This is a genomic window from Xanthomonas graminis pv. graminis (assembly GCF_030168915.1).
Classification (GTDB): domain Bacteria; phylum Pseudomonadota; class Gammaproteobacteria; order Xanthomonadales; family Xanthomonadaceae; genus Xanthomonas_A; species Xanthomonas_A translucens.
Genome location: NZ_CP076255.1, coordinates 3288198 through 3311402 on the forward strand (window position 1 = coordinate 3288198; position 23205 = coordinate 3311402).

The 23205-nt window shown below is 67.6% G+C and carries 21 protein-coding genes, 1 tRNA gene, 1 pseudogene and 1 other annotated feature; of the genes and pseudogenes, 2 read left to right on the forward strand and 21 right to left on the reverse strand.

Annotated features, from left to right (window positions below):
* Window positions 1–209 precede the first annotated feature (209 nt).
* From KHF85_RS14290 to KHF85_RS14370, 17 genes and pseudogenes are all read right to left on the reverse strand, one after another.
* Window positions 210–1260 (reverse strand): annotated as a pseudogene (locus tag KHF85_RS14290) (IS3 family transposase); the annotation flags it as partial.
* Window positions 866–982, reverse strand: a sequence feature (AL1L pseudoknot). Its footprint overlaps the pseudogene before it by 117 nt.
* A gap of 351 nt (window positions 1261–1611) precedes the next feature.
* Window positions 1612–1687: transfer RNA gene (locus KHF85_RS14295), tRNA-Lys, on the reverse strand.
* A gap of 63 nt (window positions 1688–1750) precedes the next feature.
* Complete coding sequence (queC, locus tag KHF85_RS14300) at window positions 1751–2416, reverse strand: 7-cyano-7-deazaguanine synthase QueC (RefSeq protein WP_284567176.1); 666 nt, start codon at window positions 2414–2416, stop codon at window positions 1751–1753.
* 181 nt (window positions 2417–2597) lie between these two features.
* On the reverse strand, window positions 2598–3275 hold the full coding sequence (gene queE, locus KHF85_RS14305; RefSeq protein WP_053838661.1) for a 7-carboxy-7-deazaguanine synthase QueE: 678 nt from the start codon (window positions 3273–3275) through the stop codon (window positions 2598–2600).
* A 46-nt stretch (window positions 3276–3321) separates the two neighbouring features.
* A complete protein-coding gene (ybgF, locus tag KHF85_RS14310; RefSeq protein WP_284567177.1) occupies window positions 3322–4134 on the reverse strand; it encodes a tol-pal system protein YbgF in 813 nt (270 codons plus the stop codon).
* A gap of 3 nt (window positions 4135–4137) precedes the next feature.
* Window positions 4138–4656, reverse strand: coding sequence for a peptidoglycan-associated lipoprotein Pal (gene pal / locus KHF85_RS14315; protein WP_009581525.1), 519 nt, complete (start codon window positions 4654–4656; stop codon window positions 4138–4140).
* Between the two features lie 71 nt (window positions 4657–4727).
* Window positions 4728–6047, reverse strand: coding sequence for a Tol-Pal system beta propeller repeat protein TolB (gene tolB, locus KHF85_RS14320; RefSeq protein WP_284567178.1), 1320 nt, complete (start codon window positions 6045–6047; stop codon window positions 4728–4730).
* Window positions 6048–6259: 212 nt separating this feature from the next.
* Entirely contained in the window at window positions 6260–7261 is a 1002-nt protein-coding gene (gene tolA / locus KHF85_RS14325) for a cell envelope integrity protein TolA (protein WP_053840462.1), read from the reverse strand.
* The gene (tolR, locus tag KHF85_RS14330) at window positions 7251–7688 is read right to left on the reverse strand and encodes a protein TolR (protein WP_053833786.1); all 438 of its coding nucleotides are present in this window, start codon (window positions 7686–7688) and stop codon (window positions 7251–7253) included. The genes tolA and tolR overlap by 11 nt, the downstream gene beginning before the upstream one ends.
* A 40-nt stretch (window positions 7689–7728) precedes the next feature.
* On the reverse strand, window positions 7729–8505 hold the full coding sequence (tolQ, locus tag KHF85_RS14335) for a protein TolQ (RefSeq protein WP_003478956.1): 777 nt from the start codon (window positions 8503–8505) through the stop codon (window positions 7729–7731).
* A complete protein-coding gene (ybgC, locus tag KHF85_RS14340) occupies window positions 8502–8972 on the reverse strand; it encodes a tol-pal system-associated acyl-CoA thioesterase (RefSeq protein ID WP_064538067.1) in 471 nt (156 codons plus the stop codon). The genes tolQ and ybgC overlap by 4 nt, the downstream gene beginning before the upstream one ends.
* A 52-nt stretch (window positions 8973–9024) precedes the next feature.
* The gene (ruvB, locus tag KHF85_RS14345) at window positions 9025–10059 is read right to left on the reverse strand and encodes a Holliday junction branch migration DNA helicase RuvB (protein WP_284567179.1); all 1035 of its coding nucleotides are present in this window, start codon (window positions 10057–10059) and stop codon (window positions 9025–9027) included.
* Window positions 10060–10235: 176 nt separating this feature from the next.
* Complete coding sequence (locus tag KHF85_RS14350) at window positions 10236–12155, reverse strand: potassium transporter Kup (protein ID WP_284567180.1); 1920 nt, start codon at window positions 12153–12155, stop codon at window positions 10236–10238.
* A gap of 52 nt (window positions 12156–12207) precedes the next feature.
* Window positions 12208–12792: a Holliday junction branch migration protein RuvA gene (ruvA, locus tag KHF85_RS14355; RefSeq protein ID WP_003478950.1), complete on the reverse strand. Its 585-nt coding sequence runs from the start codon at window positions 12790–12792 to the stop codon at window positions 12208–12210.
* Between the two features lie 163 nt (window positions 12793–12955).
* Window positions 12956–13474: a crossover junction endodeoxyribonuclease RuvC gene (gene ruvC, locus KHF85_RS14360; RefSeq protein WP_284569560.1), complete on the reverse strand. Its 519-nt coding sequence runs from the start codon at window positions 13472–13474 to the stop codon at window positions 12956–12958.
* 163 nt (window positions 13475–13637) lie between these two features.
* A complete protein-coding gene (locus tag KHF85_RS14365; RefSeq protein ID WP_284567181.1) occupies window positions 13638–14369 on the reverse strand; it encodes a YebC/PmpR family DNA-binding transcriptional regulator in 732 nt (243 codons plus the stop codon).
* Between the two features lie 235 nt (window positions 14370–14604).
* On the reverse strand, window positions 14605–14958 hold the full coding sequence (locus KHF85_RS14370; RefSeq protein ID WP_284567182.1) for an esterase/lipase family protein: 354 nt from the start codon (window positions 14956–14958) through the stop codon (window positions 14605–14607).
* A gap of 332 nt (window positions 14959–15290) precedes the next feature.
* On the opposite strand from KHF85_RS14370, the gene KHF85_RS14375 reads away from it, so the two are divergent.
* Window positions 15291–17501: a ricin-type beta-trefoil lectin domain protein gene (locus KHF85_RS14375; protein ID WP_284567183.1), complete on the forward strand. Its 2211-nt coding sequence runs from the start codon at window positions 15291–15293 to the stop codon at window positions 17499–17501.
* A gap of 297 nt (window positions 17502–17798) precedes the next feature.
* Here the strand turns inward: KHF85_RS14375 and KHF85_RS14380 are convergent, their stop codons facing one another.
* Together KHF85_RS14380 and aspS are read right to left on the reverse strand one after the other, a co-directional pair.
* Window positions 17799–18320 (reverse strand): GNAT family N-acetyltransferase, encoded by a 522-nt coding sequence (locus KHF85_RS14380; protein WP_284567184.1) that lies wholly within the window; start codon window positions 18318–18320, stop codon window positions 17799–17801.
* A gap of 3 nt (window positions 18321–18323) precedes the next feature.
* A complete protein-coding gene (aspS, locus tag KHF85_RS14385) occupies window positions 18324–20081 on the reverse strand; it encodes an aspartate--tRNA ligase (RefSeq protein WP_284567185.1) in 1758 nt (585 codons plus the stop codon).
* Between the two features lie 158 nt (window positions 20082–20239).
* On the opposite strand from aspS, the gene KHF85_RS14390 reads away from it, so the two are divergent.
* Entirely contained in the window at window positions 20240–21202 is a 963-nt protein-coding gene (locus KHF85_RS14390; protein WP_284567186.1) for a DUF3011 domain-containing protein, read from the forward strand.
* 85 nt (window positions 21203–21287) lie between these two features.
* On the opposite strand, the gene KHF85_RS14395 is transcribed toward KHF85_RS14390, so the two are convergent.
* Window positions 21288–21623 carry an FmdB family zinc ribbon protein gene (locus KHF85_RS14395; RefSeq protein ID WP_064538072.1) on the reverse strand — a complete coding sequence of 112 codons (336 nt, stop codon included), beginning with the start codon at window positions 21621–21623 and terminating at the stop codon, window positions 21288–21290.
* A gap of 143 nt (window positions 21624–21766) precedes the next feature.
* Window positions 21767–23017, reverse strand: coding sequence for a cation:proton antiporter (locus KHF85_RS14400; RefSeq protein WP_284567187.1), 1251 nt, complete (start codon window positions 23015–23017; stop codon window positions 21767–21769).
* Window positions 23018–23205: the final 188 nt, after the last annotated feature.

A 23205-nucleotide genomic window follows, 5' to 3' on the forward strand; every position in this document is an offset into this window, starting at 1 on the left:
GTGTCCCGAGCATAGCCGCCACCGCTGCCACGAACAAGCGATCTGTCACCGCTTTGCAACAGATAGGTCATTGCATCTTGTCGCGACTGTGAAGACATGCCCAGTTGTGCGCAATCGCGACCGTGGCTCACAGCTTCAGGCGAATCACGCCATGGTCCATGCGCCCGACCACAACTTAGACCCTGTTCACGATCTTTTGAGCAGACCCCCTCGGCCTTGTAGAGGCCGTTGATGGTCTCGGCCAGCGCGTTGTCGTAGGAGTTCCCTACGCTGCCTACCGAGGGCTCCAGGCCGGCCTCCACGAGCCGCTCTGTGTAGCGGATCGACACGTACTGAACGCCTCGGTCGCTGTGGTGAATCAGGCGATCCGGGCCGACCGGCTTGCGCGCGTAGAGCGCCTGTTCGAGCGCGTCGAGCACGAAGTCCGTCTGCATCGAGGACGACGCCTTCCCGCCCACGATGCGACGGGCGAAGACGTCGATGACGAAGGCGACATAGACCCATCCTTGCCACGTCGACACGTACGTGAAATCGCTGACCCACAACGCGTTAGGCCGATCGGCCTTGAATCGCCGTTTCACATGATCCAGCGGGCACGGTGCCTTCGGGTCGCTCACCGTCGTACGCACGGTCTTGCCTCGCATGACGCCGCGCAAGCCCTGCGGCTTCATCAACCGCTGCACGGTGCATCGCGCCACGTCGAACTGTTCGCGTCGCAGTTGCCGCCAGACCTTGCGCACACCGTAGCCTTGAAGTTCTCGTCCCACACGCGCTGGACTTGCGCCGTCAACGCCTCGTCGGTCTTCGGGCGTGCGCAGCGCAACTGCGGATCGGCCATCCTGGCCGCGTGCGCGTGGTAGGTCGACGGGGAGATCGGCAGCACCCTGCAGATCGGCTCGACCCCATGGACATCACGATGCTCATCGATGAACTGCTTCATCGCTTGAAGGGGCGGTCGAGCTGCGCCTGCGCAAAATAGGCCGACGCCTTGCGCAGGATTGCGTCGACCTGACGCAGCTCGCGAACGTCGCGCTCAAGCGCCTTGATGCGCTCTTTCTCGGTGCTCGTCATCCCGTCGCGCTTGCCAACGTCGCGCTCGTGCTGCCTCACCCAACCCCGTAGCGTCTCGGCTGTGCAGCCCACCTTGGCCGACACCGATACCATCGCCGCCCATTGCGAGTCGTACTCGCCCTGGTGCTCCAGAACCATCTTCACCGACCGTTCCCGGATCTCCGGGGAGAACTTGCTTGCTCTGCTCATGGCTCCATCTTTTCAAGTAATGGAGCCTCCGGGATTCCTGGGGCGGTTCTGCGCACGGCGACGCGCAGCATGCAGGGCGACCGGCAACGCGCTTGAACCGGGCGTGCTCAGTTGCTGCGCTTGTCGCGACCCAAGCCCTTCCCACAGTGACTTGCACCCAGGCCGCTGGGTGCAGGGCAAAGAAGCTTCGACTACGAACGCTGCCTGCGGATTCGCTCGACGTATCGCCGGCGTCGCACTCACTGCGGCAACCGAAGTTCCGCATACCCGTTCACCGCCAGCGTTTTCAGGCGTGATTTCAGGAGACGTTGGCGAAACCAGCGAAGGCGACGCTTGAATCGCTGATCGAATTGGTGGGCCGTGATGGATTCGAACCATCGACCAAAAGATTAAAAGTCTTCTGCTCTACCGACTGAGCTAACGGCCCAAAACAACGTCCAGGCTTTGCGCCGGGTGCGTAGTCTACCCCAGCCTCCGGGTCAACGCGAAATCAGGCGTAGCGGGTCGGGTCGGCCACGCCTGCATCGGCGAAGCCGGCGGCGCGCAGCCGGCAGGCGTCGCAGTGACCGCAGGCGCGGCCGTCGGCATCGGCGCGGTAACAGGACACGGTGAGGCCGAAATCCACGCCCAGGCGCTCGCCCTCGCGCACGATGTCAGCCTTGCTCATGCGCTGCAGCGGCGCGTGCACGCGCAGGCCGGCGCCTTCCACGCCGGCCTTGGTCGCCAGGTTGGCCAGGGTCTGGAACGCGTCGATGAACTCGGGACGGCAGTCCGGGTAGCCGGAGTAGTCCACCGCGTTGACGCCGCAGAAGATGTCCGCCGCGCCCAGCACCTCGGCCCAGCCCAGCGCCACCGACAATATGATGGTGTTGCGCGCCGGCACGTAGGTGACCGGGATGCCCTCGCCGCCCGCGTCCGGCACCTCGATGTCGTCGGTCAGCGCGGAGCCGCCGATGCTGCGCAGGTCGACGTTGACGGTCTTGTGCGCCACCGCGCCGAGCGCGGCGGCCACGCGCGTGGCCGCGTCCAGTTCGGAGGTATGCCGCTGCCCATAGCTGACGCTCAGCGCATGCACGGCATAGCCCTGCTCACGGGCGATGGCGACGACAACGGCGGAATCCATGCCACCGGAGAGTAGGACGACGGCGTTTTTCATTGGGGTGCCGGGAATGGGGAATGGAGAAACGCGAATGGGTAGAGCGTAGCAGCCGCACCGAACAGGGAGGATCGCCGGTTTTAGGGAAGCGGAAGCGAGGCCAGCAACAAGACGCCTGCAATGCTGCGCTTTGCCGATTCCGGTTGCTCCATTGCCGATTCCCGGCTGCGCGCCCGCGCCGCTAACGCCCCGGCTCGTCGTTCCACAGCAGCTTGTGCAGCTGCATCTGGAAGCGCACCGGCAGGCGGTCGGCGACGATCCAGTCGGCCAACTCGCGCGGCGCCAGTTCGCTCTTGCTCGGCGAGAACCAGACGGTGCAGCGCTCGTGCAGGCGGTGTTCGGCGACGATCGCGCGCGCCCAGTCGTAGTCGGCGCGGCCGCACAGCACGAACTTGATCTGGTCGCGCGCGCTCAGCAGCGGCAGGTTTTCCCAGCGGTTGCGCTGGGCCTCCTGCGAGGCCGGGGTCTTGATGTCGAGCACCCGCGACACGCGTGGGTCCACTTCGGCGATGTCCAGCGCGCCGGAAGTTTCCAGCGATACGTCGTAGCCGGCGTCGCACAGCTGCTCGAGCAGGCGCAGGCAGCGCTTCTGCGCCAGCGGCTCGCCGCCGGTCACGCAGACATGGCGCACGCCGTGGCGCGCCACTTCGGCCAGGATCGCGTCGATGTCCCACCACTGCCCGCCGTGGAAAGCGTAGGCGGTATCGCAATAGCTGCAGCGCAGCGGGCAACCGGTCAGGCGCACGAACACGGTCGGCCAGCCGGCGCTGTCGGCCTCGCCCTGCAGCGACAGGAAGATCTCCGTCAGCTTCAGGCGCGGTAGCGGGCTTTGAACGATATCGCTGGGAACGGCGGCCATGGCGGGAAAGTATGCCCCCGCGACGATGGCGGCAGCGTTCGGGGGCTCAGCGCAACTGCTGGCCGATGCGGATCGACTGCAGGCGGTCCTGCGCGGTGCGCGCGGCATCCGATCCCGGATACTGGCTGATCACCTGCTGCAGGGTCTGCTCGGCATCCTGGGCGCGGCCTTCGCCGTACTGGGACAGGCCCAGCTTGAGCAGCGCGCCGGAGGCCTTGTCGTGGGTCGGGTAGCGGCCGATCAGGTCGCGAAACTGCGCCTCGGCCAGCGGGAAATTCTTGGTGGCGTAATAGCTCTCGCCCAGCCAGTACAAGGCATTGGGGGCATACACGCCGTTCGGGTACAGCTCGAGGAAGCTCTGGAACAGATTCGCCGAGTCGGCGTATTTGCCGGCCTTCAGCGCGTCGAAGGCGACGTTGTAGCTGGTGCGCTCGTCGCCGCTGGCGGCGAGCGTGCCGGCGTCGCCATGCACCGACGGCGGCCGTTCGGGAACGGCGGCAGCCGGCTTGGCGACAGGTGCGGAAACGGCGGGTGCGGCAGCCCCAGCCGGCGGCAACGGCGGCGTCGCGCCACCCTCGATCCGGTTCAGGCGGCCGTCCAGGTCCAGGTACTGGTCCTTGGCGCGCTGCTTGAGTTGTTCGTTGTCGTGCTGCAATTGCTCGATCGTGGCCTCCAGCGACTGCACCTGCGTCCGCAGCTGGTTGAGCTGGTTCAGCATGTCGGTGTTGCCCTGGGTGTTCATGGCCTGCTGCTCGAGCGCGGACACGCGATCGGCGAGACTTGCGCGCTGCGCATGAGCCGGCGCGGCGGCCACCAGGGCCGCCGCGACGATCATCGATGTAAGGACACCGATACGCATCTATTACTGAGCCGTGTACACGATCTCGACGCGGCGGTTCTGCGACCAGCAGGACTCGCCCGACTCGGTGCACACCGGACGCTCTTCGCCGTAGCTGACCACGGTCAGCTGCGCAGCCGAACCGCCGGCAGCCTGCAGCGCCGAAGACACGGCGTTGCCACGACGCTCGCCCAGGCCCATGTTGTACTCGCGCGAACCGCGCTCGTCAGCATTGCCCTGCAGCGTGATGCGCGAGGACGGACGGTCACGCAGGTACTTGGCGTGGCAGGCCATGATCGCCTGGAACTCCGGCTTCAGCGAGTCCTGGTCCAGATCGAAGTAGACCACGCGCTGGCGCAGGCAGGCATCGGTGTCCAGATCGCCCGGGCCGTACAGGCCGGAGGTGGACGGGCCGGTCGGGGTGGTGGTGCCAGTGGTGCCGGTGGTGTCGGTCTGGGGAACTTCCTTGACCTTCTTGGAGCAGCCGGCCAGAGCTGCGACGGACAACAGCGAAACAAGCAGTACGCGGGTGGTCTTGTTCATGGGGATACCTATATGGCTCCTGAGCCGAAAAGGGGTTCAACGCAGCGAAATATTAACATCAAACTTACGCGTCAACGCGCCGTCCGGTACGGCGACCACGACGGCTCGCGCACGTCGCCATCGGCCAGGACCAGGCGCTGACGGACGCGGGCATCGGCCGAGACCGCGTACAGCACCCCTCGCCCGCCTTCGCGGGCGGCGTACAGGACCATACTGGCGTTCGGAGCGAAGCTCGGCGACTCGTCCAACGACCCCGTAGACAATGTGCTCCAGCGCGGCGAACCCAGGCTGCGGTCCATCATCGCGATCTTGTAGGTATTGCCGCTGCCCTGGGCGACGGCGATCTTTTTGCCGTCGAAAGACACGCTGGCGGTGGCGTTGTAGTTGCCCTGGAAGGTGACCCGGTTGGCGCTGCCGCCGGTCGCCGCCACCTGGTAGATCTGCGGCCGGCCGCCGCGATCGGAGGTGAAGTAGATGCTGCTGCCGTCCGGCGCCCAGGTCGGCTCGGTGTCGATGCCGAAGTGGTTGGTCAGCTGGGTCAGCTGCTTGCTGCCCAGATCCATCACGTAGATCTCCGGGTTGCCGCTGCGCGACAGCGCCAGGGCCAGCTTGCGGCCGTCCGGCGAGAACGAGGGCGCGCCGTTGATGCCGCGGAAGCTGGACACCAGCTGGCGGGCGCCGGTGGCGATGTCCTGCAGGTAGATCGAGGAGTTGCCGCGCTCGAAGCTGACGTAGGCCAGCTTCTTGCCGTCCGGGCTCCAGTTCGGCGACAGCAGCGGTTCGGCCGAGCGCACGATGGTCTGCGGGTTGTAGCCGTCGGAGTCGGCGACCATCAGCGCATAGCGCATCGCCCCGCCCTTGCCGCTGGCGGTGACGTAGGCGATGCGGGTCCAGAACGCGCCGCGCACGCCGGTGATCTTCTCGTAGATCGCATCGGCCATCTGGTGCGCCACGTCGCGCATCGCACTGGCGCGCGCGGTCATCGCCAGGCCGAGCATGCGCTCGCCCTTGGCCACGTCGAACAGTTCGTACTCGACCCGGTAGGTGCCCTCGCCGGCATCCATCACCCGGCCGGCGACCAGGTAATCCTGCTTCAGCGCGCGCCAGGTGGCGTATTGCACTTCGCTGCCGCGGGTCGGGCGCTCGACGATCTGCGCCTCGGGCAGGTTGCGGAACTGGCCGGAACGGTCCAGGTCGGCACGCACCACGGCGGACACGTCGGTGGACGGTGCGGCCGCCGAACCCTGATAGGGCATCGGCACGACGGTGATCGGGGTCGCCGACGCGTTGCCGCCGACGATGTCGATTTCCAGGCCCTTGTCCTGCGCGAACGCGGCCAGGGGGAGCAACAGGGCAGTCAGGACGGCAAGCCAGCGCGGCAGTTTCTTCATGGGTCGCTCAGCGGTACTCGGGAAAGGCGCAAGAGATAGCAATGCGCGGGTGAACGTATTCGCAATCATGAACCATCGATATGTGAAGCCGATGGCAGGAAGCCCGGATTATCGCCTATCGCGCTGCCCGCGAGTGAAAGCGCAAGCTTTTAGTCCCGAGTCCCGAGTCCCGAGTCCCGAGTCCCGAGTCCCGAGTCCCGAGTCCCGGCGTCTCACCGATCCTGCGCAGTGAAGTTGAAGGTCAGATCGCGCGCGAACACCGATTCGAAGCCACGGTACGGCAACGGCTGCGCCCGCAGCACCGCGGCCTCGATCGAGCGCCGGCCGGCTTCGTCGTAGGGACAGTCGGGGCTGACCTTGGCCTCGATCACCTGCCCGCCGACGATCTGCTTGATCGCGATCTTGCACTTCTGCCCCAGCGGCACCGAATCCGGGCGCACCCACTGGCTCAGCACCGCCTGCTGGATCGCCGCGGCGTACTTGGCCGACAGGTCGGTATTGGTGCCGTTCTGCCCGGGTGTGGCCTGCGGCGTGGACGCGGCGGTGGCCGAGGCCTGCTTGGCGCGCACGTCGGCCAGCTGGCGCAACTTCTGCTCGGCCAGCTTGGCCTCGCGGTCGGCCTGCTCGCGTTGCTTGCGGATGTCGGCGATCTTCTTCTGCCGCTCCTCTTCCTGCTGCGCGGCCAGGCGCTGCTTCTGCTCGGCCTCCTGCTGGCGCTTCTGCTCGGTCAGGTCGATCTGCTCCTGGCGGCGCTTGGCTTCCTGCTCCTGCTTCTCCTTTTCCTGCGAGATCGCGGTGCGGCTGGCGCGGTCCTGGTCGACCTTGTCCGGCACCGGGATGAAGTCCTGCGCCTTCTGCTGCTGCTCGGTCGGCGCCTGCTGCGGCTTGGGCACGGGCACCGGTTGCGGCGGCGGCACCGTGTCGTCCTCGGCGACCTCCTTGACCGGTTCCGGCAGCGGGTCGGGCAGGGGCTTGGGCGCGTCCTGCACCGCCTTCTGCGCCGAACGCACGTCGGCAGCCGAGACCACCAGCGAGGCCTCGACCATCGGCGAACCGGCGGCCGGTTCCACCTCGCGCACCGGCGACCACCACCAGGCAAGGAAGAACAGCAGCCCGAGCAGCACGTGCACGGCCAGCGCGAGGAGCACGCCGACGATCAGGCCCTGGTCGCTGTCCTGGTCGCGGGGCGGTCGGGAATCGGCTTCAGCGTGCATTGGTACCGGGCTGGCTCATCAGGCCCACCTTGGGAACGCCGGCCTGCTGCAGCATGACCATGGTGTCCATGACCAGCTGGTAGTTGGAACTGCCGGGCGCGGCGACGAACACCGGCACGTCCTTGTTCTGGCTGACGAAGGCCTGCATCTTCGCCTTCAGTTCCGGCGCGCCGATCTTCTCCGGCTTGCCGTCCTGCAGGGTCAGGGTGTAGCGGCCCTCGCCGTCGACGGTGACGATGACCGGGTCCTTCTTGCTTTCCACCGAACGCGCGGTGGAATCGGGCAGGTCCACGTCCACGCTCAGGCTGAGCAGCGGCGCGGTGACCATGAAGATGATCAGCAGCACCAGCATCACGTCGATGTACGGCACGACGTTGATCTCGGACTTGAGCTTGCGGCGTTTGCGGCGGGAAATGGCGGCAGTCATGCGGGAATCCTGGGGTCGTGGGCAGAGCGCGCGGCGGCGCTCAGTCGCCGCTGGCCTGGCGCTGCAGGATGGAGCTGAACTCTTCGGAGAAGGTCTCGAAGCGCACCGCCATCCGCTCGACCCGGGTTGTGAAGCGGTTGTACGCCCACACCGCCGGGATCGCCACGAACAGGCCGATGGCGGTGGCGAACAGCGCCTCGGAAATGCCCGGCGCGACCGCGGCGATGCCCGCCTGCTGGCCGCTGTTGAGCATGTCGTGCATGGTCACCATGATGCCGAACACGGTGCCGACCAGGCCGACGTACGGCGCGGTGGAACCGATGTTGGCGAGCAGCTCCAGGTTGCGCTCCAGGCGGTCCACTTCGCGCGCATAGGTGGCGCGCATCGCCCGCTGCGCGCCTTCCAGCTGGATCCGCGCGTCGAGCTTGCGCTTGTCGCGCAGGCGGGTGAACTCGCGGAACCCGGCCTCGAAGATCGCCTCCAGCCCGCCGACCACGCGGTTGCGGTCGGCCGCCCCGGCGTAGAGCTTGGTCAGGTCGGTACCGGACCAGAAGCGGTTCTCGAAGTCGTCCGCGTCGCGGTTGGCCTGCTTGAACACCCGCGCCTTGCGGAAAATGATCACCCAGCTGATCAGCGAGCCGAGCAGCAGCAGCAGCACGATCACCTTGACCGGCAGGCTGGCCTTGATCAGCAGATCCAGGTAGTTGATGCCGCCATGGGCGGCGGTGCTGGCGACGGCCTGCGCGGCGGTCTGGGTCACGTCCTGCGGTAGCGCCTCCGCCACCGTGTCCTGCAGGGCCAGGAGCAATGCGATCATCCGTCGTTCCTCAGTAATTCGGTTTCAGTGATTTCGAGAGCTTTCAACATGTCGTACAACGCGTCGTCGATGCCGCGCGGGCGGAAGTTGCCGGCGCCCAGCGCCGCCACCTTCACCTGCGCGCGCAACAGCAACTCGCCGTCGCGGTGGATCGACTGCGCGAACAGCAGGCTGGCGCGCTTGCACTGCGACAGCGCGACGCCGACCTGCAGGGTATCGTCCAGGTGAGCCGGGCGCAGGAAGTCGAGCTGCATCGCGCGCACCGCGAACACCAGATCGTGCTGCAGGCGCAGGCGCTCCTGTCCGTAGCCCAGCGCGCGCAGCCACTCCGTGCGCGCCCGCTCCAGAAAGGCGACGTAGCGTGCATGGTAGACCACGCCACCGGCGTCGGTATCTTCCCAGTAGATGCGTGTCGGCCAACTGAATAGCCGGGACTGGGGACTCGGGACTGGGGACTCGGTGGTCATTAAACCGACCTGGTCGAAGAGAAAGCCCGGTGCGCCATGGCGATACCGCAATTCAAAGCAGCTCTCCCGAGTCCCGAGTCCCGAGTCCCGAGTCCCGCGGCGGCTTCAGGCCCAAGTGCAGATAGGCCTTGTTGGTCGCCATGCGCCCGCGCGCGGTGCGGATCAGGTAGCCCTGCTGGATCAGGTAGGGCTCGATCACGTCTTCCAGGGTGCCGCGCTCTTCCGACAGCGAGGCGGCCAGCGACTCGACCCCGACCGGGCCGCCGTCGAAGTAGTCGATGATGGTGCGCAGCAGGCGCCGATCCAGGTCGTCGAAGCCTTCCGGATCGACCCCGAGCATCTGCATCGCCGCCTGCGCCACGTCCAGGTCGATGTGGCCGCCGGCGCGGACCTGGGCGAAATCGCGGACCCGCCGCAGCAGCCGGTTGGCGATGCGGGGGGTGCCGCGCGCGCGCCGCGCGATCTCGGCGCAGCCGTCGGCGTCGCAGGCGATGCCGAGGATGCCGGAGGAGCGGCGCACGATCCTGCCCAGCTCTTCGGGGGTATAGAACGCCAGGCGCTGCACGATGCCGAAGCGGTCGCGCAGCGGCGCGGTCAGCAGGCCGGCGCGGGTGGTGGCGCCGATCAGGGTGAACGGCGGCAGGTCGATCTTGATCGAGCGCGCGGCCGGGCCCTCGCCGATCATGATGTCGATCTGGAAGTCTTCCATCGCCGGATACAGCACTTCCTCGACCACCGGCGACAGGCGGTGAATCTCGTCCACGAACAGCACGTCGTGCGGCTGCAGGTTGGTCAGCAGCGCCGCCAGGTCGCCGGCCTTCTCGATCACCGGGCCGGAGGTCACCCGCAGGTTGACCCCCAGTTCGTTGGCGATGACATGGCTGAGCGTGGTCTTGCCCAGGCCCGGCGGCCCGAAGATCAGCACATGGTCCAGCGCCTCGCCGCGCGCCTTGGCCGCTTCGATATAGATCGACAACTGCTCGCGCACCGGCTGCTGGCCGAGGTAGTCGGCCAGACGCTTGGGACGGATGCTGGCCTCGACCGCGTCGTCTTCGCGGGTGGCGCTGCTGGCGATGATGCGGTCCATCAGCGGGACTCGGGACTCGGGACTCGGGACTCGGCAAACGCTCCGGCCATCGGACGGATTATCGGCAAACGGACAGTGGCACGGGCGCAGGTCGGCATCCGACTATTGTAGGCAACTGGCAGGCAAACTGCCGCTTTTCCGAGTCCCGAGTCCCGAAACCCGAGTCCCGGCCCCACTCAGATCTCCACCTGCGCCCCCAGCTCCACCAGCCGGTTGCCCGGAATGCGGAAGAAGCCGGTGGCCGGGGCGGCGTTGCGGTGCATGACCGCGAACAGCTTGTCGCGCCAGATCGGCATGCCGCGGTTGGCGCTGGCCACGATGGTCTCGCGGCTGGCGAAATAGGTGGTGTCCATCGGGTCGAAGTAGATGCCACCCTGGTCGCAGGAGCGCATCAGCGCCAGCGGCACGTCGGGGGTCTCCATGAAGCCGAAGCGCACGATCACCCGGTAGAACTCGTCGCCGATGGCGTCCATCTTCAGCCGCTGCTTGGCCGTGGCGTACGGCACCGGCAGGGTCTCCACGGTCAGGAACACGTTGCGCTCGTGCAGCACCTTGTTGTGCTTGAGGTTGTGCATCAGCGCATGCGGCACCACCAGCGGATCGGCGGTCAGGAACACCGCGGTCCCCGGCACACGCACCGGCGGCGCCAGCATCAGCCCGGGAAGAAAGGTATCGAGCTTGATGCCGTCCTTGCGGATCTCACCCTGCAGCAGCTTGCGACCGCGACGCCAGGTGCGCATCAGGGTGAACAGGATCAATCCCAACAGCAGCGGGAACCAGGCGCCATCCATGAACTTGATGATATTGGCGTAGAAGAACGCGCAGTCCACCGCCACGAACACCACCGCCATCATCCACAGCAGGACCCTGGGCACGCGCGGATTGGCGCGCGCATAGATGACCATCAGGACAGTGGTGATGAGCATGGTGCCGGTGACCGAAACGCCGTAGGCGGTGGCCAGTGCGGTGGAATTGCCAAAGCCCAGCACGGCCATGATGACCAGCGCCAGCAGCATCCAGTTGACCCCGGGAATGTAGATCTGGCCAATCGTCGAATGCGAGGTGTGGCGGATGTGCATGCGCGGGATGTAGCCGAGCTGGATCGCCTGGCTGGCCACCGAGTAGGCGCCGGTGATCACCGCCTGCGAGGCGATCACGGTGGCCGCGGTGGCCAGCACGATCATCGGGTACAGGCCCCACTCCGGCACCGATTCGTAGAACGGATTGCGCACCGCCGCCGGGTCGCGCAGCATCAAGGCCCCCTGCCCCAGGTAGGTCAGGGTCAGCATCGGCAGCACCAGGAAATTCCACGAATAGCGGATCGCCTTGGCGCCGAAATGGCCCATGTCCGCATACAGCGCTTCGCCGCCAGTGACCGCCAGCACCACCGCGCCGAGGACGAACACCGCGTGCCAGTTGTGCTCGGCGAAGAAGCGCACGCCCCACCACGGATTGAGTGCGTGCAGCACCTCCGGCGCCTTGGTCAGGTTGTAGACGCCGATCGCGCCCAGCGCCAGGAACCACAGCACCGTGATCGGACCGAACGCCTTGCCGACCCGCTCGGTGCCGAAGCGCTGCGCCACGAACAGCATCACCAGCACCATCACCGTGATCGGCACGACGAAGCTGTGCAGCCGCGGCGCCGCCACTTCCAGGCCCTCCACCGCCGACAACACCGAAATGGCCGGGGTGATCACCCCGTCGCCGAAAAACAGCGAGGCGCCGAAAATGCCCAGGATGCCGACCACGTATACCGAACGCGAGCCGCCGGGCAGCGTGCGCTGCGTCAGCGCGGTCAGCGCCATGATGCCGCCCTCGCCATCGTTGTCGGCGCGCATGATGATCGCCACGTACTTGAGCGTCACCACGATCATCAACGCCCAGAACACCAGCGACAGGATGCCCAGCACCGTGTCGTGGTCCGGGGTCAGGCCGTAATGCGGCGAGAACGCTTCCTTCAAGGTATACAGCGGACTGGTGCCGATGTCGCCGAAGACGACGCCGATGGCGCCCAGCACCACGGCGAAACCGGTCTTGCCGTGCGCGGCATCGTTGCCGTCGCAGGGGGCGGGAGTAGCAGTGTGGTTCGAGGACATGGCGAAGTCAGGTTAGCGCCGCGAGGCGTGAAGAAGGAGGTACGGCGCGCGGTCAGCGCAACGCGGCCTGCAGGGCCTTGCGGATGACGCTGGCGACCTCGTCGCCGTCGGCGGCGGCGTCGCGCGCCATCTTCGCCGCCTCGGCCGGCTTGTAGCCGAGCTGCTGCAGCGCCACGGTGGCCTCGGACACCGCATCGGTGCCGAGCTGGCCGCTGACCGGCGCGCCGCCGCTGAAGTCCGCGGCCCGGTCGCGCAGCTCCACCACCATGCGCTCGGCGGTCTTCTTGCCGATGCCGGGGATGCGGGTCAGCGCGGTGACGTCGGCGCTGGTGACCATCCGTGCGAACTCGTCCACGCTGACCCCTGACAGCACCGCCAGCGCGATCTTGGCGCCGATCCCGGTGACCCGCTGCACGTCGCGGAACAGGCGCCGCTCGCCCTCGCGCAGGAAGCCGTACAGCGATACGCTGTCCTCCTTCTGCGCGTAGTGGGTGAACAGGATCACGTCGCGGCCGACGTCGGGCAGATCGTAGAAGGTGCTCATCGGCGCCTCCAGCTCATAGCCGACCCCACCCACGTCGATCACCAGCCACGGCGGCTGCTTGTAGGCGAGGATGCCGCGCAGACGGCCGATCATCGGGGCGCTCCGTCGGGACTCGGGACTCGGGACTCGGGACTCGAGGGGCTGGCGGCACGATGGGGATGAACGGGCACGACCCGGCACGGCGGCGATTCCTCGGAACGCGACAATCCGCCGTTCCGAGTCCCGAGTCCCGAGTCCCGAGTCCCGATACATTTCGTCATTTCCTGCTCCAAGCCTGCTGCGTACTGACGCCCAGGCGCTGCGCGGTGGCGCGCACGTGGGCATGGGTGATGGCCACCGCCAGCGCGTCGGCGGCGTCGGCCTGCAGTTTTCCGGTCAGACTCAACATCAGACCGACCATATGTTGCACCTGCTGCTTCTCGGCCGCCCCCTTGCCGACGATCGCCAGCTTGATCTCCTTGGCCGCGTACTCGTGCACCGGCAGGTCGCGCAGCACAACCGCGCAGATCGCCGCGCCGCGCGCGTGGCCGAGCTTCAGCGCCGCGTCGGCGCTCTTGCCCATGAACACCCGCTCGATCGCCACTTCCTGCGGCTGGTATTGCTCGATCAGCGCGCCCAGCCCGTGCAGCAGGCGCTTGAGCCGCTGCGAGAAGTCGCCTTCCCCGAGCAGCAGCAACGGCGCATGGTAGACATGGATGGTGCGGCCGCTGCCGTCGATGTCGATGTCGATGATGCCCACGCCGGTGCGCTGCGAACCGGGGTCGATGCCGAGGATGCGGACTCTGCCGGGACTCGGGACTCGGGACTCGGGACTCGAAGGGCTGGCGACGCGGACGGTTTGAGCGGGTACGCCCCGGGGCACCGGCGATCCATCAGGCCCCGTCGACTCGCCGTTCCGAGTCCCGAGTCCCGAGTCCCGAGTCCCGGCCGCCGCCACCTCAGCCGCCACTCAACGCGGACTGATCGGCATTGGAATAGACCGCCTGCACATCGTCCAGGTCTTCCAGCATGTCCAGCAGCTTGCGCACCTGCAGCGCGGTGTCGCCTTCCACGGAGATGTCGTTGTCGGCGCGGAAGCTGATCTCGGCATGGTCGGCGACCAGGCCGGCCGCCTGCATCGCGTCCTTGACTGCCTGGAACGCATCCGCCGAGGTCAGCACGTCGATCGCGCCGTCCTCCGGATATACCACGATGTCGTCGGCGCCGGCCTCGATCGCCGCTTCGGTGATCGCTTCCTCGTCGGCACCGGCAGCGAAGCTGAGCACGCCCAGGCGCTTGAACATGAACGCCACCGAGCCTTCGGTGCCCATGTTGCCGCCGCACTTGCTGAACGCGTGGCGCACGTCGGCCACGGTGCGCACGCGGTTGTCGGTCAGGCAATCGACGATCACCGCCACCCCGCCCGGGGCATAGCCCTCGTAGCGGATCTCCTCGTACTCCACCCCTTCCAGCTCGCCGGTGGCCTTCTTGATCGCGCGCTCGATCACGTCCTTGGACATGTTCGAGGCCAGCCCCTTGTCCATCGCCACGCGCAGGCGCGGGTTGTTGGACGGGTCGCCGCCGCCGGCGCGCGCGGCGACGCCGATCTCGCGGATGATCTTGGTGAAAATCTTGCCGCGCTTCGCATCGGATGCGTTCTTGCGGGCTTCGATCGAGGGGCCTCTACCCATGGGGGGTTCCGGACATCAGTAAGGACAAGCGGCGGATTTTACTCGATTGCGCCGCCGCGCCCGCATCGGCGATGCTGCCGGCCAGCATAGCGACCGCCGCGCGCCCGTCCCAGCGGCCGAGACCCTGCTGCTGCAAGGCCGCGCTGCGCCCGAGGGCGATGCCAAGGCCGCGTCGCAACAGCGCCTGTGCCGCCGCGCTGCGGGCCAGCGGCGTGCCCAGGCAGCCACCCCCGGGTCACCCGACGGCGCCTGGCGCAAGGCATGCAGCGCGATCCGCCCGCCCAGGCTGTACCCGGACCAGCGCCACCGGCCCCTGCGGCGCCAGGCGCTGGATCCGCTGCTGCAGCCGCGGCAGCGCCGCCTCGGCGCCGCCGAACGCGGTCGAATAGCCGAAGCTGGCGACACGAAAGCCATCGCGGCGCAGCCGCCAGGCCAGCGGCCCGAGCCAGGCGCGGTTGTTCCAGATCCCGTGCAGCAACAGGACCTGCGGCAACGGACCGGCCGCGGCGTTCGCGGCGCACATGCGCGCCGCCTCAGCTGCATGCACCAGCGCGGACAGCCGCGCGCCCGCGAAACGGTAAAGCGTCACAGCTCGAACGATCAAGGCGACATTCTCGCCCCAGTTGCCTCAAGAAAGCGCACTACCGGCCGTTAACGCAGAGTAGTCCCTTGCTACGTCCACGCGATGCAGCAACGGCGAAAAAACCCGCGCCGTCGTGCATGTATGGAGCAATCGCTGCATGGCATCGCGATAGCCACGGGAGTGACAGAGCAGGCACATGGAAAATTCAATCCCACGCATCAACTGACGCGCCAAGGAATTCTCAATCCGGATGCAGTCCAGGGCCAGCCCGCCTGGCGGCGGACGACGGAAACAGGATCGAAACGCAGGTCTGCGCAATCATCAAGGAGAAGCGCTGCATGTATAACAGAGGCATCATGTTGGCATCCTGCATCGCCGTGGCGGCCGGCGTCTGGCTCGGAGGTTGCGTCTCGAAGAGCGGGGCCTCTCATGCCGCATTCAACGCCGGCCAAGCCGCCGCGCAGGGCCAAGCCCCGGTCAAAACCGCTCTTGCCCGCAGCGCCGCCAATGGCGCCGCGCCGCAGCTCGCCCCAGGCACCTCTCCCTACTTCGACGCACCGGACGACGGCACGCTGGTCACCTATGTCGGCCACGCCAAGCCGACCAAGGAAGGTCCATTCGAGCTCTTTCCTGCGCGCATCAGCGAGCGTTATGCGTTGCGCGCCACGATGGAGGGCAAGATGACGATCGTCGCGCCCGACGGCACCCGGCTGCAGATGGATTACGTCCGCCACACGGAAGGCAAGAACGGCAACTGGACCTGGGTGGGACGTTTGCCCGGCGCGCTGGTGGGTGAGGAATCGGTCATCACCTTCGGCAAGAACGCGGTGTTTGGTTCGCTCGGCGCCAGCGGCGGCAAGGTCTACCGGATTTCCACCGTCGAGGGGCAACCTTATGTGATGGCGGCATCCGAAGTCGAAGTGCGATCGGCGGCGCCGAGCAGGCGTGGCGATGCCCGGGAGATGTTGCCCAGCGCCAACGCTGCGCCGCGCGCGGCGGCCACCGGCGTCATTCCCAACTACAGCAATTTGGGCAAGGTCAATGCCGCTGCCGGCACCACCTCCACCAATACGATCGACGTGGTGCTGGGCTATACGCCGGACTACAAGGCATATCGGGGCGGGGAATCGGCCATAGAGACGGTGCTGACCAATCTGGTCGAGGTCGCCAATCAGGCCTTCGTCAATGCCAATGTGCAGGCGCGCTATCGCCTGGTCGGCATCATCGAAGTCGGCTATACCAACAACAACGACAATAACCAGGCGCTGGACGAACTGACCTGGATCCAGGCCTACAACGACGCATTCCGCCCGATTCGCCAAGTGCGCGAGAACTACGGCGCCGATCTGGTCGCACTGGTCCGCCGCTTCAATAGCGCCAGCCAAAACAGCTGCGGCATCGCCTGGGTCAATGGAAGCACCGATTCTCGCTATGCGTACGCGATTGTTTCCGATGGCGTCGACGGCAACTACTACTGCTACTCGACGACGCTTGGACATGAACTCGGGCACCTGCTGGGTTCGCATCACCAACGCGAAACCGGGCAAGAAACCGGCTATAACTACGGGCACCGTAGCGACGTGGGCAGCTTCCACACGGTGATGGCCTACCCCGTCAACGGCCAGCGCGAAGTCAACATCTACTCGACTCCCGCGATCCAGGGATGCTATGGACAGGCCTGCGGCGTGATTGCCGAAGCCGACAACGCGACCGCGTTCATGCTCACCATTCCGCGCGTCGTTCAATACAGAGCGACCGTCGTGCCGTTCGACGACTCGAGTTCGCCAGGCCAGATCGTCGGCCCCTCCGGCAAGTGCCTGGACGTGGTGGATGGCAGCACCGAGAACACGGCGCGGACGCAGGTCTGGGGATGCAACGGCTTGCGCCAGCAGAAATGGCAGTGGCAAAGCAAAACCCGGGCGCTGCGCAACTACGGCACCGACAAGGTGCTGGATATCGCCGGGGTGAACACCAGCAACGGCGCGGGCGTGCAGCTCTACCAGGCGGTGAGCGCGTCCAACCAGCGCTGGAACTTCCGCTCGTCCTCCATCATCGCCACTGGCGGCAAGGTGCTGGACGTGGTCAACGGCGGATCTGGCAACGGCGCGCGCCTGCAGACCTGGGACAATCTCGGCGGCAGCAACCAGACCTGGAATTTCGATCCGGCCACCGGCGCCATCCAGGTGTCCAGCGGACGCTGCCTCGACGTGATGGGCGGCGGCGTGACCAATGGCACGGCAGTGCAACTCTGGGACTGTTCGGGGAACAAGTACCAGAAATGGGCGCTGGGCACGAATGGCGCGATCGTCGGCTACGGCGGCAACTGCCTTGAAGCCAGGGGGAACTCCGGCGCGAACGGCAACACCATCCTGATGGCCACCTGCAATGGAAGCGCCGCGCAAGCCTGGCGGATTCGCGGGCAGATCCGTAGCGACCTCAACAACAAGTGCCTCGATGACTCCGAAGGCGGCAGGAGCAACGGCGCACGCGTGCAGATGTGGGACTGCCTGGGCAATCCCAACCAGACCTGGGAACTGCAGCCCAACTGACCGGGCGACCGGCCAGAGCGTTTCCCAACAGGGCGTGTCGTTCAGTCTCCAACGGATCGTTCTTGTTGCGCATGCGCGAGCAACGACGAATGGATGGGCATGAACGACACGCCCTGCCGGCATGCGGCGGCATCGTCAAAGAAGGGCTCCGCTGCATGTCCTGGCATGCAGGGCACTTCCGAGTGACAACGGCGACTGCGCCGAAAACGTGCCGCCTTACCAACCGCGATCAGGCGTTCAACAGGGCGCAAAGCCTGCGAGGCAATGCGCTGCCGTCCCTGCGGGCCGACGGCCAGACTACTGCCGCGGCACGCTGCGCAGAATGAACTCCAGATCGCGGGTCTGCCCGACCGGGAACTCGTAGCTGCCGACCTTCTCGAAGCCGTAGCGCGCGTAGAAACGCTGCGCGCCGAAGTTTTCCGACCACACGCCGATCCACAGCGTGCGCGGGCCTTCGCGTTCCAGCCAGGCCAGCGCGGTTTCGAACAGGCGGCTGCCCCAGCCGCTGTTCTGGTGCGAACGCAGCAGGTAAAGCCGCTTCAGTTCGCCATCGCCGGGCCGCACCTCGGCATGCGGCAGGCCGCAGGGGCCGGCCGCGGCATGGCCCACCGCCACGCCGTCGTCCTCCAGCAGCCAGACCGCGTAGTCCGGGTGCTGCAGGATGGTGCGCTGCCGCGCGGCGGTGTAGGTCTGGTCGAGAAAGCCATGCAGGTCCTGCGGCGAATACAGATGCCCGAAGGTCTCGGTGAAGGTGGCCGCGGCCAGCGCCGCCAGGGTGGCGGCGTCGTCCGCGGTGGCCTGGCGGATCGCCAATGCCATCGATCAGCCCTGCACCGGCCTGGCGCGCACCTGCACGTGCACTTCGGCCAGCTGCGCGTCGGCGATCGGCGACGGCGCGTCGGTCATCAGGTCCTGCGCGCCGGTGGTCTTGGGGAACGGGATCACGTCGCGGATCGATTCGGTGCCGGCCATCAGCGCGGCGATGCGGTCGATACCGAAGGCGATGCCGCCGTGCGGCGGCGCGCCGTAGTTCAGCGCATCGAGCAGGAAGCCGAACTTGGCGCGCGCTTCCTCGGCGCCGATGCCGAGCAGTTCGAACACCGCGCTCTGCATCTGCGGACGGTGGATGCGGATCGAACCGCCGCCGATTTCATTGCCATTGAGCACCATGTCGTAGCTGCGCGATACCGCGGTCCTGGCATGCGTGCGCAGCTGCGCGATGTCGTCCACCGCCGGCGCGGTGAAGGGGTGATGCAGGGCGACGTAGCGCTGCGCTTCCTCGTCCCATTCGAACATCGGGAAATCGGTGACCCACAGCGGCGCCCAGCCGGCGGCGACCAGGCCGAAGTCCTTGCCGGCCTTCAGCCGCAGCGCGCCCATGAAGTCGGAGACGGTGTTGTAGCCGCCGGCACCGAAGAACACGATGTCGCCGTTGCCGGCGCCGATGTGCTTGACCAGTGCGGCGAAGGCCGCTTCGGAGAAGAACTTGGCGATCGGCGAGCTGATTTCGCCGGTGTCCGACAACTTGATGTAGGCCAGCCCCTTGGCGCCGTACTTGGCCGCGTGCGCGGCGTAGTCGTCGATCTGCTTACGCGACAGCGTGGCGCCGCCGGGAATGCGCAGCGCGGCGACGCGGCCGGCGGCGTCGTTGGCAGCAGCGGTGAACACCGGAAACTCGCTGGACTTGACCAACTCGGCCACGTCGATCAGTTCCAGGCCGATGCGCAGGTCCGGCTTGTCCGAGCCGAAGCGGCGCATCGCTTCGGCCCAGGTCATGCGCGGGAATTGCGCGGCCAGCTCCACCTCCACCACTTCCTTGAAGATGTGACGGATCATCTGCTCCACGGCATCCTGCACATCGCGCTCGCGCACGAACGCGAACTCCATGTCGAGCTGGGTGAACTCGAGCTGGCGGTCGGCGCGCAGCGCCTCGTCGCGGAAGCAGCGCGCGATCTGGTAGTAGCGGTCGAAGCCGGCCACCATCAGGATCTGCTTGAACAGCTGCGGGCTCTGCGGCAGTGCATAGAACTCGCCCGGATGCATGCGCGCCGGCACCAGGAAGTCGCGCGCGCCTTCCGGGGTGGCCTTGGTCAGGATCGGGGTCTCGATGTCCTGGAAGCCGCGCTCGTCCAGGTAGCGGCGCAGCGCCTGCACCAACTTGATGCGGGTGCGCTGCATGCGCTGCATCTCCGGACGGCGCAGATCCAGATAGCGGTACTTCAGGCGGGTTTCCTCGCCCGGGTTCTCGTGCGCATGGAACGGCAGCGGCGCGGCCTTGTTGAGGATCGTGATGCGGGTGGCGATCACCTCGACCTTGCCGCTGCGCAGCTTGTCGTTGACCGCATGCCGCGCACGCACCACGCCTTCCACCTGCAGCACGTCCTCGTAACCCAGCGAGGCGGCGACCGCGAACACTTCCGCGCTCTCCGGCTCCACCGTCACCTGCACGATGCCCTCGTGGTCGCGCAGGTCGATGAAGCAGACCCCGCCGAGATTGCGGGCGACATCGGTCCAGCCGGCCAGGGTGACGGTTTGGCCGATCAAGGTCTCGTCGACCAGGCCGCAGAAGTGGGTACGCATCGCAAACTCCAAGGTGGGGCCGCCGGCGCAGAACGCGCCGGCAAGCCGGATATTCTGCGGCGCGGCGCCGGCCCGGGCAAATCGCGCCGCAACTCACCTGGCCTTAAGTTTCCGTGAGGCTATAGTCCGCCCACCGTCACGGGCATCGGAGGGGACCCATGTTGAAGCAACTGAGCGGGTGGTTGTTGGTGGCCGGACTGGCCCTGGCCAGCGGGCCGGTGGCCGCGCAAAGCGCGCGCGCCTACGCGCCGGAGGACCTGCGGCAGCTGTCGGTGCCGAGCCGGGTGCGGGTGATCGAGCGCGAATACGCCGACCAGACCCGCGGCCGGCAGATCCCCGACGACCAGTTGGAGTTCTACCTGGACCAGATCGACCGCGGCTGGGGCTTCGGCCGCATCCAGCAGGACATTTCCACCTCGCTGCGCGGCAGCAGCGGCCAATGGCGGCCGGAGCCTGGCTTCGACGCGCAGACCGTCGCCTGCTCCAGCAACGACCGCAGGCGCCGCCAGTGCGCGACCCCGTTCCGCGGCCGCGCGCGGCTGGTCGGCGCACTGTCGGACTCGCCGTGCATCGAAGGCCAGACCTGGGGTTCCGGCCCCGGCGTGGTGTGGGTGGACGGCGGTTGCCGCGGCCGCTTCGCCGAGGGCCGTGGCGGTTGGGGCGACGGCGGCCGGCCCGGGCCGGGTCCTGGCCCAGGTCCCGGCCCGGGCGGCACCATCCGCTGCGAGAGCCAGGACCAGCGCCAGCGCGTCTGCAACACCGGCTGGCGCAATGCGGTGCTGGTCCGGCAACTGTCCGACACCCGCTGCATCGAAGGCCGCAGCTGGGGCCAGCGCGACGGCACGGTGTGGGTGGACGACGGTTGCCGCGGCGAGTTCGCCGAAGGCCGCGGCGGCGGCGGCTGGGGTCCGGGCCGCCCGCCATCCGGCGACGACTACTCGGTGACCTGCAGCAGCGACGACAAGCGCCTGCGCAGCTGCGCCTGGGATCGCGGCCAGGGCCGCCCGAGCGTGATCCAGCAGTTGTCCGGCACCACCTGCGTCGAGGGCCGCAACTGGGGCTACGAGGGCAATGCGGTGTGGGTCAAGGAAGGTTGCCGGGCACGCTTCGGCGCGCGCTGAATCCCGCTGTGCAGGAACGCGAACGGCCCGCAGGCGACTGCGGGCCGTTCGCGCTTTTGGGACGCCCCGCCCCGGGACGCCCCGCTCAGGTCGCAGCAGGCTTGGCGGCCGGCGCCGGCGTGGCCGCGGGCGCTGCGGCAGGCTTGGCCGCGCTGTCGGTGGAGGCCGCCGCGGCGGCAGGCTTGGCCTCGCCGGCGCTGCCGCTGCCGGACTCGGCCAGGTTGCGCTTCTTGTCGCCGTCCTTCTTGAAGTCGGTCTCGTACCAGCCGCTGCCGGACAGGCGGAACGACGGTGCGGTCAGCTGGCGCTTGACCGCGGACGCGCCGCAGGACGGACAGGTATCGGGGTCGGGATCGGACAGCTTCTGCAGGCGGTCGAAGCTGTGACCGCACTCGGCACATTGGAACGCATAGATCGGCATGGCGGCAAAAACGCGAAAGGAACACAGGCAGCCAGTATGGGGCCCGGGCGCCGGCTTTCAAGCGATACCGGCGCGTGGCGCCCTGTCCTGCATTTCCCGGCGGGCCGCAGCGGCGCTGCGCGGGTTCGGGAACCGCGGGCCGCTCAAACGGCCGCCTGCGGCAGCGCCGGCCGCGGCGGATGGACCGACGGTGGTGCCGGCTCTTGCGCAGCCGGCGCCTCGATCAGGCCCTGGGCCGGCGCCGCCGGCAACGGCGCGGCCTCGACCGGGTCCACGTCGAACGGCATGCGGAACAGCAGCGACGGCAGCAGCGTGCTCAGCGCCGCATACAGCAGCAGCGCGCCGAACAGCGCATCGGCGATGGCGAAGCGCTCGCGCAGGATCCCGGCCAGCACCAGGGTGAAGATCAGGGTCGGCGCCAGCGCCAGCGACACCCGCAGGCTGCTGCGCGCATCCTCGCCGAACAGCAGCCGCCGCTGCAGCCAGACGATGCCGATACGCAACGGCAGCACGCACGCGGTCAGCGCCAGGCCCAGTCCCAGCGCCCGCAGGCTCAGCGCCCCGCTCGGCACCTTGGTGCCGGCATTGAAGAAGTAGAACGGCACGAAGAACGAAGCGAACAGCCGCACCGCCTGCAGGTTCTCGTCGGAGGCCAGCAGCGGCATGCGCTGGCGCAGCAGGCGCGCGACCAGCCCGGCGATGAACGCGCCGACCAGGTAGTACACGCCCAGCGAATAGGTGATGTAGGCGGCGATCAGACCGACCATCACCAGCAGCGAGAACTCCGACCCGGGCGCCTGTGGTGCCACCCAGCGTCCCAGCGCCACGAACAGCAGCGGCAGGCCGACCAGCATCGCCAGCAACGCCAGGCTGGACAGGCCCATTCGCCAGGGATCGCCGGCCTGCAGGATCACGAACAACGCCGCCAGCGCCAGCAATTCGCCGGCGATGGCCTTGCTGGTGACCCAGAAGCGCTCCTGCTCGCCGAGCCCGAGCCGGCCCAGCGAATCGATGATGAAGCCGGTGGACGGGGTCAGCAGGGCCAGCGCCAGCAACCCGGCCGCCTGCCACGGTAGCGCGGCGTAGCGCCAGGCCAGCCAGCCGACCCCGAACAAGGTGCCGCCGCGCACCAGCAGGTGCAGCAGCAGCGGCCACAACCCGCGGCGCAGCGCCTTCGGGTCCACCTCCAGACCGGCGAACAGGAACAGCGAGGAGATGCCGAGCGTGGCCAGCAGCGCGATCACCGCATCATGCGCCCGCTCGCCCATCGCCAGCATCGCGACGATGCCGAACAGTAGGCAGGTCAGCGGCGCCGGCAGCTTGAAGCGCTGTAGCGCGCGCGGGATCACCAGCAGGGCGAAGATCAACAGCAGGTAGATCAGTTCGTGGCTCATCGGGCAGTGCATCCGTCGTGGGGGGGGGACGCTGGCGGCGGCGGCAATGATGCCGCGTGGCGGGCGCGGATGTCGTTACGCGCGATGCGCGACGGCACCGGCTGCCTGCCAGAACCTGCCATGCATGCAAGCGATACGGCCCGCCAGGTGCTGGCTGCTCGGCAGCGACGCTGCGTATCCGCACACCT